Below are 15,706 nucleotides of genomic sequence, written 5' to 3'. Positions count from 1 at the left end.
CCTAGTTTTATTTATTTTACAGATTTTTTTAATAATTCGACCATGTGTTTATTGGCATTTAACTCTATATCATTGTTTAATTCAATAAAGTCGTAAGTACCATATTTATTATCTAATGCAGCTTTGATTAAATAATCTGTTACATTAGGGTTCTTAGGTAAAATTGGACCATGAAGATAAGTTCCAATAAGATTATTATAAAGAATTCCTTCTTTTTTATCTTCATCATTATTTCCATATCCAACCACTACATTACCTAGAGTTTCATAATTGTGGTATGTTCTTCCACCATGATTCTCAAATCCTACAATATTACCAAATTTTTCAGATTCAACTAGTATATTACCTATAAGACGCGGTGCGTCTTTTTTTGACTCTGTGTAAAAATCTAGTATATTTAATCCTGGAAGTTTATCACCATCTACAGTTTTATAATACTCACCAAGAAATTGATAACCACCACAAATAGTAAGAGCTGGAATTCCATCTTCAATAGCAGATTTAAATTCATTCTTAATCTTACTAAATTGCTCTGTCGCTATACACTGCTCTCTATCAGATCCTCCTCCAATAAAGAACATATCGCAATCTGTTAATTTCACTCCATCTGTTGAAGTGATATTTTCAATTTCAAGATTAATTCCACGCCATTCACAACGTTTCTTTAATGCGATAACATTACCTATATCTCCATATAAATTTAATTTATCTGGCATAAAATGATATAATTTTAAATCCATAGAATTATTTCTCCAATTCTCTTTGAGTTTCTACTAAGGCTGTGTAGTTCGGAATAGCAATTGCATACTTTTCATTATAACTTTTCAGTTTAGCTACAGCTTCTGGTATAGCCTCATTCACTACAACATTAGCGTTAATTCCACAATATTTTAATCTTAAGGCTAACTCTTTTGCTCTTTTTCCTGAACATACAATATTTTTAATATTTTGACCTAATAATATATCAAAATCTGTATCCCATATCCATGATATATCAATTCCATCAGCACCATTATCATTAAGTACTAATAAGTAATTTATTTCTTCCTTAATCGAATTAGCAATAGCTAATGATGCATTTAGTCCAGCTGGATTTTTTGCAAGATTTAATAACACTGTCGACCCGTTAGCAAAACTTATACTTTGCATACGACCATTAGTAGGAGTATATGTTCCTAGCCCTTTTGCGATTTTATCTTCAGATAAGCCTAACTCTTTTAATAGAGAATACGCAGCTAGTAAATTATAAATGTTATAATCTCCAGCTAGTTTCGTCTCTATTGCATGTCCATTATTAATAGACATATTTATGAATGGTTCAACTGTTGCTTTTGTTACTTCATATTTTACATTTTGATGTTCGAAATTACATTTAGAGCAATGATAGAAACCAAGCTGACTATAATGAACATGATCATAAATCAACTCCATTCCACAATTTGGACAGAATTTGGATTCAGAAATTCCAAAATCGGAAAATTGATATGCATCCTTCGCAATTCCAAAATAAATATTATCTTCACCATACTTAGAAAGTCTTGTAACAAAAGGATCATCACTATTTAGGATTAACTGGATTTTTTTACCTTCGAGTTGTTCTCCAATCGTTGCAATAAGTGTATCTATTTCTCCGAATCTATCAATCTGATCTCTAAAGAAATTATTGATAACAAATTTTGTTGGTGTAATATATTTCATAACACGTTTAATAGAACCCTCATCAATTTCGATAATGGCTAATCTAGTGTTATTTCTCCCTTGAATAGCAAACGTTGAGATAATACCATCTAACATATTCGCTCCTTCAAAATTATTAATAAAGTTTTCACCAGCAGATCTTAAAGTATGACCTATAAGATTTGATGTTGTCGTTTTTCCATTAGTCCCCGTTACAAAAACAATTTCATCGAAATCACTAGCTAATTTAGTAAGGACATTATCATTTACTTTTCTTAATACCTTACCCGGTAAATCTGTTCCCTTTTTTCCTGCTAATTTACTTGCAGTTCTAGTTAACTTTGCTAAATTTCTATAAAATGCTAGCATATATTCTCCTTTTATAGACTATTTTGTGATGTATCAAATTTATAACCAATTCCCCAAACCGTGACAATCATCTGAGAAACTTTTGGGGAAATTTTATCGAATTTTTTTCTAACACGTTTAATATGTGTATCTACTGTTCTAAGATCAGAATAAAAATCATAATCCCAAACAGCACGCAGTATTTCATTACGTTTAAACGCCTTATCTGGCGATTTAGCTAAAAATAGTAAAAGGTCAAACTCTTTCGGTGTTAATAACACTTCACTATCATCAACTATAACCTTATGAGAATTCACATCAATGATTAAACCAGGAAATACAAGAACATCTTTTGCATAAAGTTCTGGAGTATAAAATACACTTCTCTTAGTACGTTGTAGAATAGCTTTAATTCTTAACATCAATTCTCTTGGGCTAAAAGGCTTAATTACATAATCATCTGCCCCTAACTCGAATCCTTCTACTCTACTCTGTTCATCTGCCTGCCCTGACATAATTATTACAGGTGTAGCCTTAGTTTTTCTAAATTCTGATAAAATAGATTTTCCATTTAACATTGGTAATTGAACATCTAGAAGCACGCAAGAATAGTCCATAAATTTTAATCTTTCTAAACCATCATGACCATTACTAGCTTCATCGACAATATATCCTTCTTTTTCAAGATACATTATTAATAATTTTCTTATTCTTTCTTCATCATCTATTATTAATATTCTCTCTGCCACTATTCATCACTTCCTAATTTCTTATTTACTTCTCACCATTCTTAGCCTTATTAATAAGTCGTTTTACTTCATGAATAGTAAGAGGCCTATATTCACCTTTTTTTAATCCTTCTAACGTTAAATCTTCAATAGATTCACGTTTTAATTTAATCACTTCATAACCTAATGCTTCAAACATTCTTCTTACTTGGCGGTTTTTCCCTTCATGTATTGTTAATCTAACTAAAGTATTACCACTCTTGTTTTTATTCTTGACAACATTAACTTCAGCTTTAGCAGTTTTATAATTATCAATTCTAACACCGTTACGAAGTATTCTTAGGTGATGCTCTTCTAATTTCCCATTAATTTTTGCAACATATGTCTTCTTAATCTTATGCTTAGGGTGTGTTATTAAATTAATAAACTCACCGTCATTTGACATAATAAGTGCCCCAGATGTATCATAGTCTAATCTACCTACTGGCACTACACGTTCATTAACACTCTCAAAAAAGTCTTTTACACATGTTCTGTCTTTTTCATCAGACATTGAAGTAATTACTTTTTCAGGTTTGTAGAATAAATAATATCTTTTATTTTCCTTTAATAAACGCACACCTTCTACAATAATAATATCACTAGGTTCCGCTTTGACTCCTAGCTCTTTTACTACTTCACCATTTACACTTACTTTTCCATCAAGAATAAGTTGCTCAGCCTTTCTTCTTGATGTGTACCCAGATGCTGCTATTAATTTTTGCAATCTTTCTGCCATGTTGTCCTCCTAATTTTGTAAAAATTTATTTATCTGTTCATTAGTAACAATTTCCGATTTAGGCAATTGTTCTAAACTCTCTAATCCAAAAACATCTAAAAATAGATCTGTTGTTTCATATAACTTCGGTTTACCAATAGTATCTAGAGTTTTATTCGAAACTATAAGCTCTTTACTAACAAGAGAGTGTAATATAGAATCACTACTTACACCCCTTATTTTATCGATTTGAATTTTTGTTATCGGTTGATTATACGCGATAATCGCTAAAGTTTCCAAAGAAGCCTTAGATAACTTAACAAGGTTTTTAGATATTACAGCTTTTTTGATTATTTCAGCCATTTCATCTCTTATTAACATTTTGTATGTAGTTCCAAATTTTTTAATAATTAAAGAATTATTAAACTTATTGTACTCTTCACAAAATACATTTAACATATTTTCAGCTTCATGTGGCTCAACCTCCATAAAAGTTGAAAAATACTCTATATTAAGGCCTTCTTCACCTTTCATAAAAAGTAAAGCCTCTATTATTTTCTTTATTTCATCTAATAACATATTAATTTTCCTTTGATTTATATTCTAGAATGATTCCACTATCTTTGTCAACACATAGCAATTCTTGATCTTTTATCATTGCCAATATTCCCATAAATACTAGAACAACCTCATTTTTTTGTGAATATGATTTAATCAATTCGAAAAATGATATATTTCCCTTATTTTTAAACTTATCTTTCAGTTCTTCTTTTACTTGTTCAAATGAAACTTCTCTCCTATAGCTAATTAATGAAACCTCATCTTCTATATCTTCTAAAGATCTAAGAATATTTTCCATCGCTCTAAGTAATTTTGAAGATGGTATTCTAAGATCCTCAACTCTAGCTTCTACTTCAATACTTTCGCTTTCTTTATCTAAAAATTGAGCTCGAATTTTTTGAAGATTGTCCAGTTTTTCACTAAGTTCTTTATAATTTTTATAATCCAAAAGTTGTTGAACCAAATCTTCTTCATCTTCTATAGTTTCATCTTCAAACTTAGGAAGTAAATTTTTACTTTTTATATGTAGTAATGTTGCAGCCATTACAATATATTCTTCTGCATTTTCCAATGAAAATTCATCACTATTATTAATATACTCCAAATAACTTTCTGTTAGTTGAGCTATTGGAATATTATAAATATCAATCTCCATCTTTTCAATTAAATGCAAAAGTAAATCAAGTGGACCTTGAAAAACCTCTAAGTTAACATTATACATTTATTTTTTCCTTTAATTAATCGTTTTTCTTGGATGATTCATCATCATTCTTTTCGATTTATTCCCCTCAAGACTAGAGAAATATAATTTTAGACTATGAATATTTTTCAATCCTAATAATTCTTGTACCTCTTCAGCTGGCACCTTATCTTCAAGTAAGTGGATAGCTAGAGAATTTCTAAAATTCATAGTATTTAATTCTTTTGTCAAACCTAAATCTTGCTGACGTTTTTTGAAAATTTTCCAGAACCCTTGACGACTAATACTTTCACCATCATGATTCAAGAATAACTTACTGTTATCTTTGATTTCTGGATATTCTTTCTTCAACTCTACAATATAGTTTTCAAGAGCTTCTACACATTCTCTGTTTAAAGGAACTGTTCTATATCCATCTTTTTTCTTATATTTTATATATCCTATATTTGTATTAACATCTCCAAGTTCTATATTAATACATTCTGTTGGTTTTATTCCAATTGAATAAGATAATTCAAATATTGCTTTATCTCGATAGTTCATCAGATTCTTTGTTTCTATATCTAAGATTTTAGAAATTTCTTGTCTTGTAAAGATCACTAAATCAGCATGTTCATCTTTATCAATGTGTACCTCTATATTTACTCTATTTGGAATAATTTTTTCAAACCATAAATACTCTACAAAAATATGGACAGTAGAGATAGTTCTTGAAAGAGTTGCAGAAGAATATTCTTTCTCTCTTAAATAATCAATATATCTAGAAATAAATTCTTCATTTAACCAAGAATAATCTTGTGTTGAATACCCCTTCTCCTCTAAATATAAAAAGATTTTCTTTAAGTCCCTATCATAAGAGTTAATAGTGTTTGTAGAAAACTCTTTCCTATTTAGTAAATATTCATTGAAATTTTTTAATACTGTCTCGCTCATAAAATTACCCCCTTAGTATTAAAATTACCCTAATTTTTATTTCTATATTGATTATAACATCTATAAAACTTTATGTAAATGCATTTACAACAATTTTTAGCTAAATATAAAAAATTTCAAGACGCTTTTGAATGATAAAAAATGATATCTAAAATCGCCTTGAAATTTTATTATTTTATATTCTTTTTCTTCCAAACTTGTGGTAAATAATTGTAACAAAAAATAGATTAATACATATAATAACTAAAGGTAACAAAATTGCTTTATTTAGGTAATATTTTGACATTGCTGCCCCTAAAATTACGCCTGTTAGAAACACCGAAATAACAGTAAAGTATATTAATAATGGGATTTTACTCTCTTTCTTTTTCAATACAAAAAACTTATATAAATGCTCGCTCATAGAACGCAAGTTCCCAGTACAAAATACACTAGCAAAAACTAAATTATTTACTTTTCTAAAACCATCAAACTGAATAGCACAAATAAAAGAAATTACAATCGGTCTTATATCTAAACCAAAATATTTATACTTAAACAGAATCACAAATAAAACAAAAATTTGAATAAGTAATAAAATGTAAATATGTTTAAATATAGATAACTCTTTATACTTTGTTTCGATACACTTACTAACTAATACTCCTACAACAAACGATAAAATTGGTATTGAGTAATGTAAAACCTCTCGAAAATTGCCCTCAATTAAATCTATACCAACAAAGATTAAGTTCCCTGTCTGAGCATTTGCAAATATACCATTACAATTAACAAAGGTATATGCATCGAAAAATCCACCAACCATAGTTAATAATAAGCAGAAAATAAGTTGCTCATGAACAGGGAGATTTTTATTAATTAAAGTCTCGCGTAAATTCATACTTTATAAATCAACTCCTCACATAATCTAATCAAAAATTGTATCCCAATTTTCTGGATCTTTATAACATTCAAAACACATCTCTAATTGTTTTTTCGTAGTTCTAGTTAATGATAATTCTGGTAAATCATCAAGTGAATAAAATTCTGCACCTAGAGTTTCTGTATTTTCATTGAAACTATGATTAATATATTCACATAAAACAAATATTTTAACCATCCCTAATGGAAAGTTCACATGATGATGCCTATTATAATCCAGTACCGCAACTACCTTTATCGGATTTACTACGGCACCTGCCTCTTCACTCGATTCTTTAATTACATTTTCTCTAATACTCATATTAACATCTTGATAACCACCTGGTAATGCCCATTTCCCATCAAATTGTTCTTTTACCAATAATATTTTATTATCTTTAATAACTGCTGCCCTTGTTTCCACCTTAGGCGTTTGATAACCAATCTCTCCTGCAAAATCCATCTTAATCTTTTCTAGAGGTAAATCATATTTAAAAGATAGCATCTCACAAGCAATCTCTCTAATTCTCTCAGAGCGCTCTCTATCAAATTTATCCTTACTATATGCTAGGCTACATTGTGCTAAAAACTGTAGTTCTTGTGCCCATTGTTTCCAAACATCATCTTTTATAACATTTATAACATCCTCTATATTTTTAATAAAAATTGTATTTTTCACATCTAAAAAATCATAGTCATTTGTTAATAAAAACACATTTATTAAATTTTGGCTAAGTCTTTTCTTGTCATTAGTTAAATATAACGTATTCCTATCAACAATATTTAACTCATCTATAAAATCAAATGGAATACTGCTATCAATCAATATTTTTTTAAAATCTTCTGTTATTAATTGCTCCATATTTTTATCAATGTATATTTTTTTGTACATAGGCATTCTCCTTACTATTGTTTATATTATAACACATTTTTAATTTTAATCTAGATTTTTCGAAAATAAACCAGCGAGACTTTCACTATTTGCACATTAATTTCATAATGATTTTTTACTAAATTAATTCTACACCTATTTAATTATATTTAAAAGCAATGTATTTATTAAACAATTTATCAATAAAAATCTTGCTAGATTGTAAGAATAGTTGTATAATAATTAATGTAGATAAAATTTAAGGAGTGGTAACAATGAGATATATTATTTCACTATTTTGGTCATTTATATTTTCAGCTGTTATAGTATTTATCGTATCATCTATTTTAGGAAGCAATGGTGAAATCAATACAATTCGTGACTGCGCAATTTTAGCTGTATTATTTACAATTTTTGCTGCTTTATTTGACGTAGTGGGTATCGATAAAAAACGCGAAGAAAAGTAAATTTTAACAATTAGTATATAGAAAATTTATAAAGTAGGTATCGAGGAGTTTTTCCTCCTTCCTACTTTTTATTTAAATACAGGAGATTTTTATATGAACAACGTACTAGCAACTATGTGTTATGTTGATGATGGTGAAAACTATTTAATGTTAAAAAGAAATAAAAAAGAAAACGATATTCATGAAGGTTTAACGATTAGTGTCGGTGGAAAATTCGAACCAGGTGAAAGTCCTGAAGACTGTGTTATTAGAGAGGTTAAAGAAGAAACAAACCTTGATATTATAAAACCTAAATTAAGAGGAATCATCACATTCCCTAATTTTGATGGTGAAAAAGATTGGTATACTTACGTATATACCGCAACAGACTACAAAGGTACTTTAACTGAAGATTGCAATGAGGGCGATCTGATATGGGTGAAAAAATCAGAAATACAAGATATAAAAACTTGGGAAGGTGATTATATCTTTCTCGATTGGTTAGTAAAAGATAAACCATTCTTCTCAGCTAAATTCAACTACAAAAACAATGAATTTGTAGACTACGAAGTAACATTTTATGAATAAACAGAGGGATAATATTATGAATATAGAAATTAATAAAGAATTCAAACAAAATTATTTAGTACAAGATAATAACACTGCGAAATTTATGGGGAGTGGTGACCTAGAAGTATTTGCCACACCAAGTCTTGTTGCATTTATGGAAAACGCTGCAAAAGAATACTTAAACACATTTTTACCTGAAGAATTAGGTTCAGTTGGAAGCAACATAAATATTAATCACATAGCCCCTACTCTAGTAGGCAAAGAAATTACAGTCCAAGGTAAGATAACCGAAATTATCAAAGAAAAAATAATCATCTTTTCTTTAGAAGCATACGAGCAAGATAAAAAAATCGGAGATGCTACACACACACGAGTTATCATCAACAACGAAAAATTCTTAAGCAAACTTTCATAAAAAATATCATAAATAGAAAAAAAAAAGAAAGACCGTATACAAACGATCTTTCTTTTTTTACAATTTCACTTATTAAAATTCATTAGAAAACATTAATTCTAAGAAATACTCTTTCAGAACTTTAATATAAGTTCCTTTCATACCTAAAGACTTAGATTCAATAATTCCAGCACTTTCTAATTTTCTTAATGCATTAACAATTACAGATCTAGTAATCCCTACTCTATCCGCGATTTTACTTGCAATAAGTAATCCTTCAGTTCCATCTAATTCTCTAAAGATATGTTCAATAGCTTCTTTTTCAGAAAATGATAATGAATTCAATGCCATATTAACCATATCTTTATCACGTGCTAAGTTTTTCTCTTTATCTTGTTTTTCGTGTAAAATTTCAATTCCTACTACTGTTGATGCATATTCAGCTAAAACTAAATCCTCATCCTTAAAATCATTGTCCATTCTACCAATAACTAATGTTCCTAAACGATCTCCCCCACCACGAATAGGCAAGATAACCGTATAACTGTTAGTTTCAAAACGTTCTTGTTCTTCCTCAGGGAAGATAGATAATGGATCTTGGAATGGGATATTTACTTTAGTCGCATACACTTTTAATGTTGCGTCTAAGTATGCTTTTGGCACCTTTCTATCTTGAATAATTTTTTCCATTCGCTCATTAGAATAATCAATAATCGAATCATATCCAAGTATATTACCTTCAGTATCAAGAATATACACGACTGAATCTAAGATTGGGCTTAAACGCATTGCCATAGCCTCAAAGTCAACATTTTCATGGCGTCCTTCTTGTAAAATTGTACTAATTTTTCTTGTTTTTTGTAATAAACTTGCCATTAATTTTCTCCTTACAAAATACTTCCTTGCTTATTATACCATTAATTTTTATAAATTGTAAGACTTTTTAAAAAATTAATTTAATCAATTTTGAAATTTTCTAACAATTCTAAAGATCTTTTAGCATATCTTTCATATTTTTCCTTTTTATCTTTAATTCTTTCTGGAAGTGGTTTAATAATTCCAAAATTCGCATTCATAGGCTGGAAATTCTTACTAGTATTATCTACAATATAGTTTGCCATAGCACCTACCATAGTTTCAGTCGGGAATACTATTTCTTTATCCTCAGTATTGTATAAAGCATTTAATGCTGCAACAATTCCTGAAGCTGCACTTTCAACATAACCTTCAACACCAGTCATTTGACCAGCAAAGTAAATATTTTTCTCCTCTTTAAGTCTATATGTTTTTTCCAATAGTTGAGGAGAGTTTAAGTAAGTATTTCTGTGCATAACACCATAACGTACAATATTAGCATTCTCTAATCCTGGAATCATGTTAATAATTCTCTTTTGTTCTCCCCATTTAAGGTGTGTTTGGAAACCTACGATATTATATAAAGTACCTTCACTATTATCTTGACGTAATTGTACAACAGCATATGGACGTTTATCAGTTTTTGGATCTTCTAAACCTACTGGTTTCATAGGTCCAAATAATAAAGTTTTCTCTCCACGTTTCGCCATTTCTTCAAAAGGCATACATCCTTCAAAATAAATTTCTTTTTCAAATTCTTTTAATGGTGCTGCTTCCGCATTTATTAATTCATTATAAAAATTAAAGAATTCTTCTTTTGTCATCGGGCAGTTTAGATATGCTGCTTCACCTTTATCATATCTTGATTTCAGATAAACCTTATTCATGTCGATTGAATCTTTTTCAATAATAGGCGCTGCTGCATCATAGAAATACAATCCATCTTGTTTTGTATAATTTCTAATGTCTTGACTTAATGCATCAGATGTAAGTGGACCTGTCGCAACAATTACAGGAATATCACCTTTAGGTATTGTTGGAAGCTCCTCTCCGATTACATTAATATTCGGATGATTTTTAATTGTTTCAGTAATCATCTCTGAGAATTTATCTCTATCTACAGCTAATGCTCCACCAGCTGGTACTTGTGTGGCATCAGCACATTTAATAATAATTGAATCTAACATTCTCATCTCTTCTTTTAAAAGACCAACTGCATTTGTTACGTTGTTCGCTCTTAATGAGTTAGAACATACTAATTCACCAAAATTTTGAGTCTTGTGCGCAGGTGTCATTTTTTTAGGTCTCATTTCGTAAAGATCTACTTTTACTCCACGTTTTGCTAGTTGCCAAGCAGCTTCACTTCCTGCTAAACCTGCACCTATTACTATTACTTTTTTTTCCATTAATTGTCTCTCTTTCTATTTTATAGTAATCCAGAAAAATCATCTTTTTCTTCTTTTTTAACTTCTTGTTCTCTCATATCTTGAGTAACTACTCTACCATTCTTATCAAATAAATATGTTTCTACACTATCAAGTGTTTCAGCGATAAGATCTGAGTAATCATCACGCGCTTCATATCCTTTAATTTTCTCTAATCTAGGCTTAGTCTTTGGAGCTTTAGGTGTGAATATTGTACAACAATCTTCAAACGGCAAATTAGAAATCTCTAAAGTATCAATCTCTTGCGCAATTTTAATTATATCAACTTTATCCATAGTTAATAATGGACGTAAAACTGGCAAATTAGTTACCTCATTAATACAATTCATTGACTCAAGTGTTTGCGACGCTACTTGACCAAGAGATTCACCTGTTGCAATAGCTAAACATCCTTCTTTTTTCGCTACTTCCTCAGCTATACGTAACATAAATCTTCTAGTTGAAGTCATTGTGTAGTTTGAAGGTACACGTTTTACAATTTCTGTTTGTAGTTTTGTAAAGTTAACAACATGAAGTTTAATTCTACCAACAACTTGACTTAATTTAATTGTTAAATCAAATATCTTTTGTAAAGCTTCAGCTGAAGTAAATGGCGGTGATTGGAAGTGAATCATTTCAACTTCCACACCTTTCACTTGTAAAGTATGAGCAGCAACCGGAGAATCAATACCTCCTGATAATAATAACAATGCTTTAGAAGATGTATTTACTGGGAATCCTCCTACCCCTTTAATAAAGTCGGTAAAGATAAAAATACCTTCACTTCTTACTTCAACATTAATTATAAAATCAGGTTGCTTAACATTTACTTTTAAATTCTTATAATTAATTAAAACATGGCTTCCAAATACATTATTTAATTCATTTGTATTATGTGGGAAGTTTTTATTTGGTCGTTTAGTTTGAATTTTAAATTTATATTCTTTATCTAACTTAGTTTCTAGAAGTCTATCAATAACTTTTTTAGCTTCTTCAACATCTAATCCAGCTCTTAATACTGGAGAAAAGTTGTGAATACCTGGAACTTTTTTTAATCTCTCCATAATTTCTTGAACATCTTCGTTATGATCTAGATGAATATACATTCTATCTCTTTTTGTTTGGACATGGAAACCTGTTAACCCATGAAGGTTGTAACGAATGTTTTTTGTTAATTTTTTTAAGAACTCATTTCTGTTTCCAGATTTCAATGTAAGTTCTCCATATCTTACTATAATATGACTAAATTCCACTTTCAATTACCTCTTTAAATTTTTTATTATATTCATCGATGAATACTTCAATAAATGTTTCAACTTCTTCTTTAGTAGTCTCATTCGAAAAACTTACACGAATGCTTCCTTCTATATTTTCTCTCGACAGCCCTCTTGCAAAAAGAGCCTCATTTAGATGGAAAGTTTTAGAAGAACATGCACTAGTAGTTGAAACCATTATCCCTCTCTCATTAAGAGCATTGACAATCGCCTCTCCTTTGATCTTAGGTAAACTGATATTTATTATTGAATCAATATACTTTTCACTTAACGGAGAGTTAAGTACTATATGATTGTATTCTGAAAATCCATCAACAATCATAGTCTTAAATTCTTTATGTTTTATTTTTACATCTTCCACTTTTTCTTGTGATAATCTTAGAGCTTTCGCAAGACTAGCTGCGGCGGCAACATTAACTGTTCCACTACGTAAGCCATCTTCTTGACCACCACCAAAAGTAATATTGTGAACTGTTCTTCTAGATTTTAAATATAGAACACCAACACCTTTTATACCATGAAACTTATGCGCAGAAATTGCATAACTATCAACTTTCGATAAATCTATTTTATCTTTTAATACCCCTTGTACCCCATCAACATGGAAATGAACCTTAGGATAGTCTTTTAAAATCTCTGAAATTTCTTCTATTGGTTGAATCGTCCCAAAAACATTATTAACCTGCATTACACTTAGTAAAATTGTCTCTTTTGTCAGTAAAGATTTTAAATGGTTTAAATCGACTACTCCATCTTCATCAACATTTAAATAGTCTAATATAAACCCTCTTCTCTCTAATTCTCTAAAAGATTCTAAAACTGAAGGGTGTTCGATTTTTGAGACAATAATTCTATTACCAAAATCTTTTTTGTGTTCTACACTCCCAAGTAAAGCTATGTTATTACTTTCAGTAGCACAAGATGTGAAAAAAATACTATCCTCCGCCACTTGTAAGATAGATGCTACTTGTCCTCTGGCAGCTGAAAGAAGTTTATTAGTTGTTTTCCCAAATTTATTGATACTAGCAGCGTTACCAAAATAAGAATTGTTAACTTCAACAAATGTATCAAGCACTTCTTTATACGGTTTAGTTGTAGCACAATTATCTAAATATATCATACTATCTACCTTTCTTTTTTTATTATTCAATATTTCTAATTTTAAAATTATTACATTTTAAACCACCTTAAAGTATATAACAAAATAGATATTTTATCAATTAAAGTGGCTATTGTAAATAAAACTAGTTATATCATTGATATTTTTTAAAAATTAATATTTTTTACAGTAATAATTTAGACACTAATCAAAAATAAACAACTAATAACCATAAATTATATAGTTACTAGTTGTTCTTATTATTCTAAAATCTTACTCTGTATATTCATTACCTACAACATCTTTAAGGATTTGATCCCATTTCGGTAAGTTACGGTCAATTCTAATAGCTCTATCACTATCAGTACCAAGAATATTGTGAGAACTTGTTGCAAGAATTACAACTTCTCCATCCACATAGAATTCATATGAAAATATAGTTTTAATACCACTGTGTTTTTCTATCCATGTTTTAATGAATATATCTTGACTATTATATCTGATATTTGATCTAATTGAATATTTAACATCGATATCACCATAATATAAATCATAGTTTATTAACGAATCAATATCAATTCCTAGACCATTTAAATAATATTTTTTAGCCAAATTCATCCAATCATACACATATTTATTATCTAAGAAGCCTGCTTGATTGAAGAATTTTTTTTCTAATTTAAATTTTATTGTTTTTTCGTACACTTTATTTCTCCTTCGCAATTAACTCAGAAATCTTTTCCATTAAAATCGTAGTTATCTCATCATGACTCTTGCCTTCTTCTTTTAATGAAGCTGCATCAATTTCATCCCCAACTACAATCTTAATACTAGAAAAAATTCTGAAATTTTTACTAGGGATAATTGCAAATGGGATAATTTTAGTTTTTGCTCGTGTCGCAATAAATGATGCTCCGTTATGAGACTCACCTAAATTTAACTCTTTTGAATGTGAACGTGTTCCTTCAGGAAAGATTCCAACTACTTCACCTTCCCTAAGTAATTTAATACTGTTATTAATAGCGGTTCTATCAAACGTACCACGTTTAATTGGTATTGCCCCTGTAGCTTCTAAAGCCTGTTTCACAAAAACAATTTTAAACAATTCTTCTTTTGCTATGAAGCGTATTTTTTTATCAAAAAACGCTGGGAATAATAACGGATCATGATTGCTCAAGTGATTTCCAGAAATTACAACACCTTTAGCATTTTCGATTTTTTCTTTATTAACAATAGTAACCTTGTAAAAAGTTTTATAATACAGTGCTAATAACTTTCTAATAAAATTATACATAGTACTCTCCTACTAATTTCTATTTTTCTACGCTTTTAGCTAGTTCAGTCATCTTTTCAACAACTTCATCGATAGTTAGGCGTGTTGTATCTAATAATGTAGCCGAATCTACTTTAACTAGCGGTGCAATATCTCTATTCTCATCTTGCCAATCTCGCGCTTTAATATCTTCTTTTACTTTTTCGAAGTCTACATTTGCAATACCTTGACGTTCAAAATCCAACATTCTTCGTCTAGCTCTTTCTTCTACAGATGCAGTTAAGAAAATCTTAACATCCGCATTGGGAAGCACTACAGATGCAATATCTCTACCGTCCATAATAATATTATTAGTATTCGCTAGATTTCTTTGAGTATCGATTAAGAAGTCTCTCACCGCTGGAGATTTAGCGAATAACGAAGTAAATTTAGATACTTCTGCTGTGCGAATTTTATCACTCACTTCCTCATCGTTAACATAAACATATTGAACTCCGTCAACATACTCAACTTTGAATTCAATTTTACCTAATAATCCCTTAATTTTTTCTTCTTCTAATTCATCTAATCCATTAGACAAGAAATTATACGTTAAAGCTCTATACATTGCACCAGTATCAACATAGTTGAATCCTAATGATTTTGCTACCATTTTTGTTATTGTGCTTTTTCCTGATCCTGCTGGCCCATCTACAGCCACTGATACATATTTCATCATTTACCTCTCAGACAAATTTTTTCAATATATATTATAGCATAGACTTGTTTTAAACACTAGATTAAAGTGAAAAAAGTTAATTTATAAGCTATTAATTAATCAACTAATTTAATTAAAAAATATATTACACTACAAATAATTTTATATTGGGAGTGACTCAAAAATCGTGATTTCGGAG

Annotated in this window: 19 protein-coding genes; 3 read left to right on the top strand and 16 right to left on the bottom strand. The window is 29.4% G+C overall.

Annotated features, from left to right (window positions below):
• Positions 1-11: 11 nt before the first annotated feature.
• The 9 genes from HMPREF3186_RS07925 to HMPREF3186_RS07885 all read right to left on the bottom strand — a co-directional run bounded on the left by HMPREF3186_RS07925 (position 12) and on the right by HMPREF3186_RS07885 (position 7,496).
• A complete protein-coding gene (locus tag HMPREF3186_RS07925) occupies positions 12-740 on the bottom strand; it encodes a type 1 glutamine amidotransferase (protein WP_003145098.1) in 729 nt (242 codons plus the stop codon).
• Positions 741-744: 4 nt separating this feature from the next.
• Entirely contained in the window at positions 745-2,046 is a 1,302-nt protein-coding gene (locus HMPREF3186_RS07920) for a MurT ligase domain-containing protein (RefSeq protein WP_060914701.1), read from the bottom strand.
• 11 nt (positions 2,047-2,057) lie between these two features.
• Positions 2,058-2,774 carry a response regulator transcription factor gene (locus HMPREF3186_RS07915; protein WP_060914700.1) on the bottom strand — a complete coding sequence of 239 codons (717 nt, stop codon included), beginning with the start codon at positions 2,772-2,774 and terminating at the stop codon, positions 2,058-2,060.
• Positions 2,775-2,799: 25 nt separating this feature from the next.
• Positions 2,800-3,531 carry a pseudouridine synthase gene (locus HMPREF3186_RS07910; RefSeq protein ID WP_060914699.1) on the bottom strand — a complete coding sequence of 244 codons (732 nt, stop codon included), beginning with the start codon at positions 3,529-3,531 and terminating at the stop codon, positions 2,800-2,802.
• 9 nt (positions 3,532-3,540) lie between these two features.
• Entirely contained in the window at positions 3,541-4,089 is a 549-nt protein-coding gene (gene scpB / locus HMPREF3186_RS07905) for an SMC-Scp complex subunit ScpB (protein WP_060914698.1), read from the bottom strand.
• Position 4,090: 1 nt separating this feature from the next.
• Positions 4,091-4,792: a segregation and condensation protein A gene (locus HMPREF3186_RS07900; RefSeq protein ID WP_060914697.1), complete on the bottom strand. Its 702-nt coding sequence runs from the start codon at positions 4,790-4,792 to the stop codon at positions 4,091-4,093.
• A 12-nt stretch (positions 4,793-4,804) separates the two neighbouring features.
• Entirely contained in the window at positions 4,805-5,704 is a 900-nt protein-coding gene (locus tag HMPREF3186_RS07895; protein ID WP_060914696.1) for a tyrosine-type recombinase/integrase, read from the bottom strand.
• Between the two features lie 175 nt (positions 5,705-5,879).
• Positions 5,880-6,584 carry a YoaK family protein gene (locus tag HMPREF3186_RS07890; RefSeq protein WP_060914695.1) on the bottom strand — a complete coding sequence of 235 codons (705 nt, stop codon included), beginning with the start codon at positions 6,582-6,584 and terminating at the stop codon, positions 5,880-5,882.
• Positions 6,585-6,611: 27 nt separating this feature from the next.
• Positions 6,612-7,496, bottom strand: a complete 885-nt coding sequence (locus HMPREF3186_RS07885; RefSeq protein WP_060914694.1) for an NUDIX hydrolase — start codon at positions 7,494-7,496, stop codon at positions 6,612-6,614.
• 254 nt (positions 7,497-7,750) lie between these two features.
• Here HMPREF3186_RS07885 and HMPREF3186_RS07880 point away from each other — a divergent pair, with 254 nt between their 5' ends.
• The 3 genes from HMPREF3186_RS07880 to HMPREF3186_RS07870 all read left to right on the top strand — a co-directional run bounded on the left by HMPREF3186_RS07880 (position 7,751) and on the right by HMPREF3186_RS07870 (position 8,906).
• Entirely contained in the window at positions 7,751-7,942 is a 192-nt protein-coding gene (locus tag HMPREF3186_RS07880; protein WP_060914693.1) for a DUF2929 family protein, read from the top strand.
• A gap of 93 nt (positions 7,943-8,035) precedes the next feature.
• Positions 8,036-8,509, top strand: coding sequence for an NUDIX hydrolase (locus HMPREF3186_RS07875; protein WP_060914692.1), 474 nt, complete (start codon positions 8,036-8,038; stop codon positions 8,507-8,509).
• 16 nt (positions 8,510-8,525) lie between these two features.
• Entirely contained in the window at positions 8,526-8,906 is a 381-nt protein-coding gene (locus HMPREF3186_RS07870; protein WP_060914736.1) for a thioesterase family protein, read from the top strand.
• Between the two features lie 72 nt (positions 8,907-8,978).
• On the opposite strand, the gene codY is transcribed toward HMPREF3186_RS07870, so the two are convergent.
• The 7 genes from codY to cmk form a co-directional block, all read right to left on the bottom strand.
• A complete protein-coding gene (gene codY / locus HMPREF3186_RS07865) occupies positions 8,979-9,761 on the bottom strand; it encodes a GTP-sensing pleiotropic transcriptional regulator CodY (RefSeq protein WP_060914691.1) in 783 nt (260 codons plus the stop codon).
• A gap of 80 nt (positions 9,762-9,841) precedes the next feature.
• On the bottom strand, positions 9,842-11,146 hold the full coding sequence (trmFO, locus tag HMPREF3186_RS07860) for an FADH(2)-oxidizing methylenetetrahydrofolate--tRNA-(uracil(54)-C(5))-methyltransferase TrmFO (RefSeq protein ID WP_060914690.1): 1,305 nt from the start codon (positions 11,144-11,146) through the stop codon (positions 9,842-9,844).
• Positions 11,147-11,166: 20 nt separating this feature from the next.
• Positions 11,167-12,417: a tRNA uracil 4-sulfurtransferase ThiI gene (gene thiI, locus HMPREF3186_RS07855; RefSeq protein ID WP_060914689.1), complete on the bottom strand. Its 1,251-nt coding sequence runs from the start codon at positions 12,415-12,417 to the stop codon at positions 11,167-11,169.
• Positions 12,407-13,558 (bottom strand): cysteine desulfurase family protein, encoded by a 1,152-nt coding sequence (locus HMPREF3186_RS07850; protein ID WP_060914735.1) that lies wholly within the window; start codon positions 13,556-13,558, stop codon positions 12,407-12,409. The genes thiI and HMPREF3186_RS07850 overlap by 11 nt, the downstream gene beginning before the upstream one ends.
• A 252-nt stretch (positions 13,559-13,810) precedes the next feature.
• Positions 13,811-14,242 carry an acyl-CoA thioesterase family protein gene (locus HMPREF3186_RS07845; RefSeq protein WP_060914688.1) on the bottom strand — a complete coding sequence of 144 codons (432 nt, stop codon included), beginning with the start codon at positions 14,240-14,242 and terminating at the stop codon, positions 13,811-13,813.
• A gap of 1 nt (position 14,243) precedes the next feature.
• Positions 14,244-14,831, bottom strand: coding sequence for a lysophospholipid acyltransferase family protein (locus HMPREF3186_RS07840; RefSeq protein ID WP_060914687.1), 588 nt, complete (start codon positions 14,829-14,831; stop codon positions 14,244-14,246).
• Between the two features lie 19 nt (positions 14,832-14,850).
• Positions 14,851-15,525, bottom strand: a complete 675-nt coding sequence (gene cmk, locus HMPREF3186_RS07835; protein WP_060914686.1) for a (d)CMP kinase — start codon at positions 15,523-15,525, stop codon at positions 14,851-14,853.
• Positions 15,526-15,706: the final 181 nt, after the last annotated feature.

Source organism: Gemella haemolysans, assembly GCF_001553035.1.
GTDB lineage: Bacteria > Bacillota > Bacilli > Staphylococcales > Gemellaceae > Gemella > Gemella haemolysans_B.
This window is presented reverse-complemented; position numbering and strand designations above follow the sequence as displayed.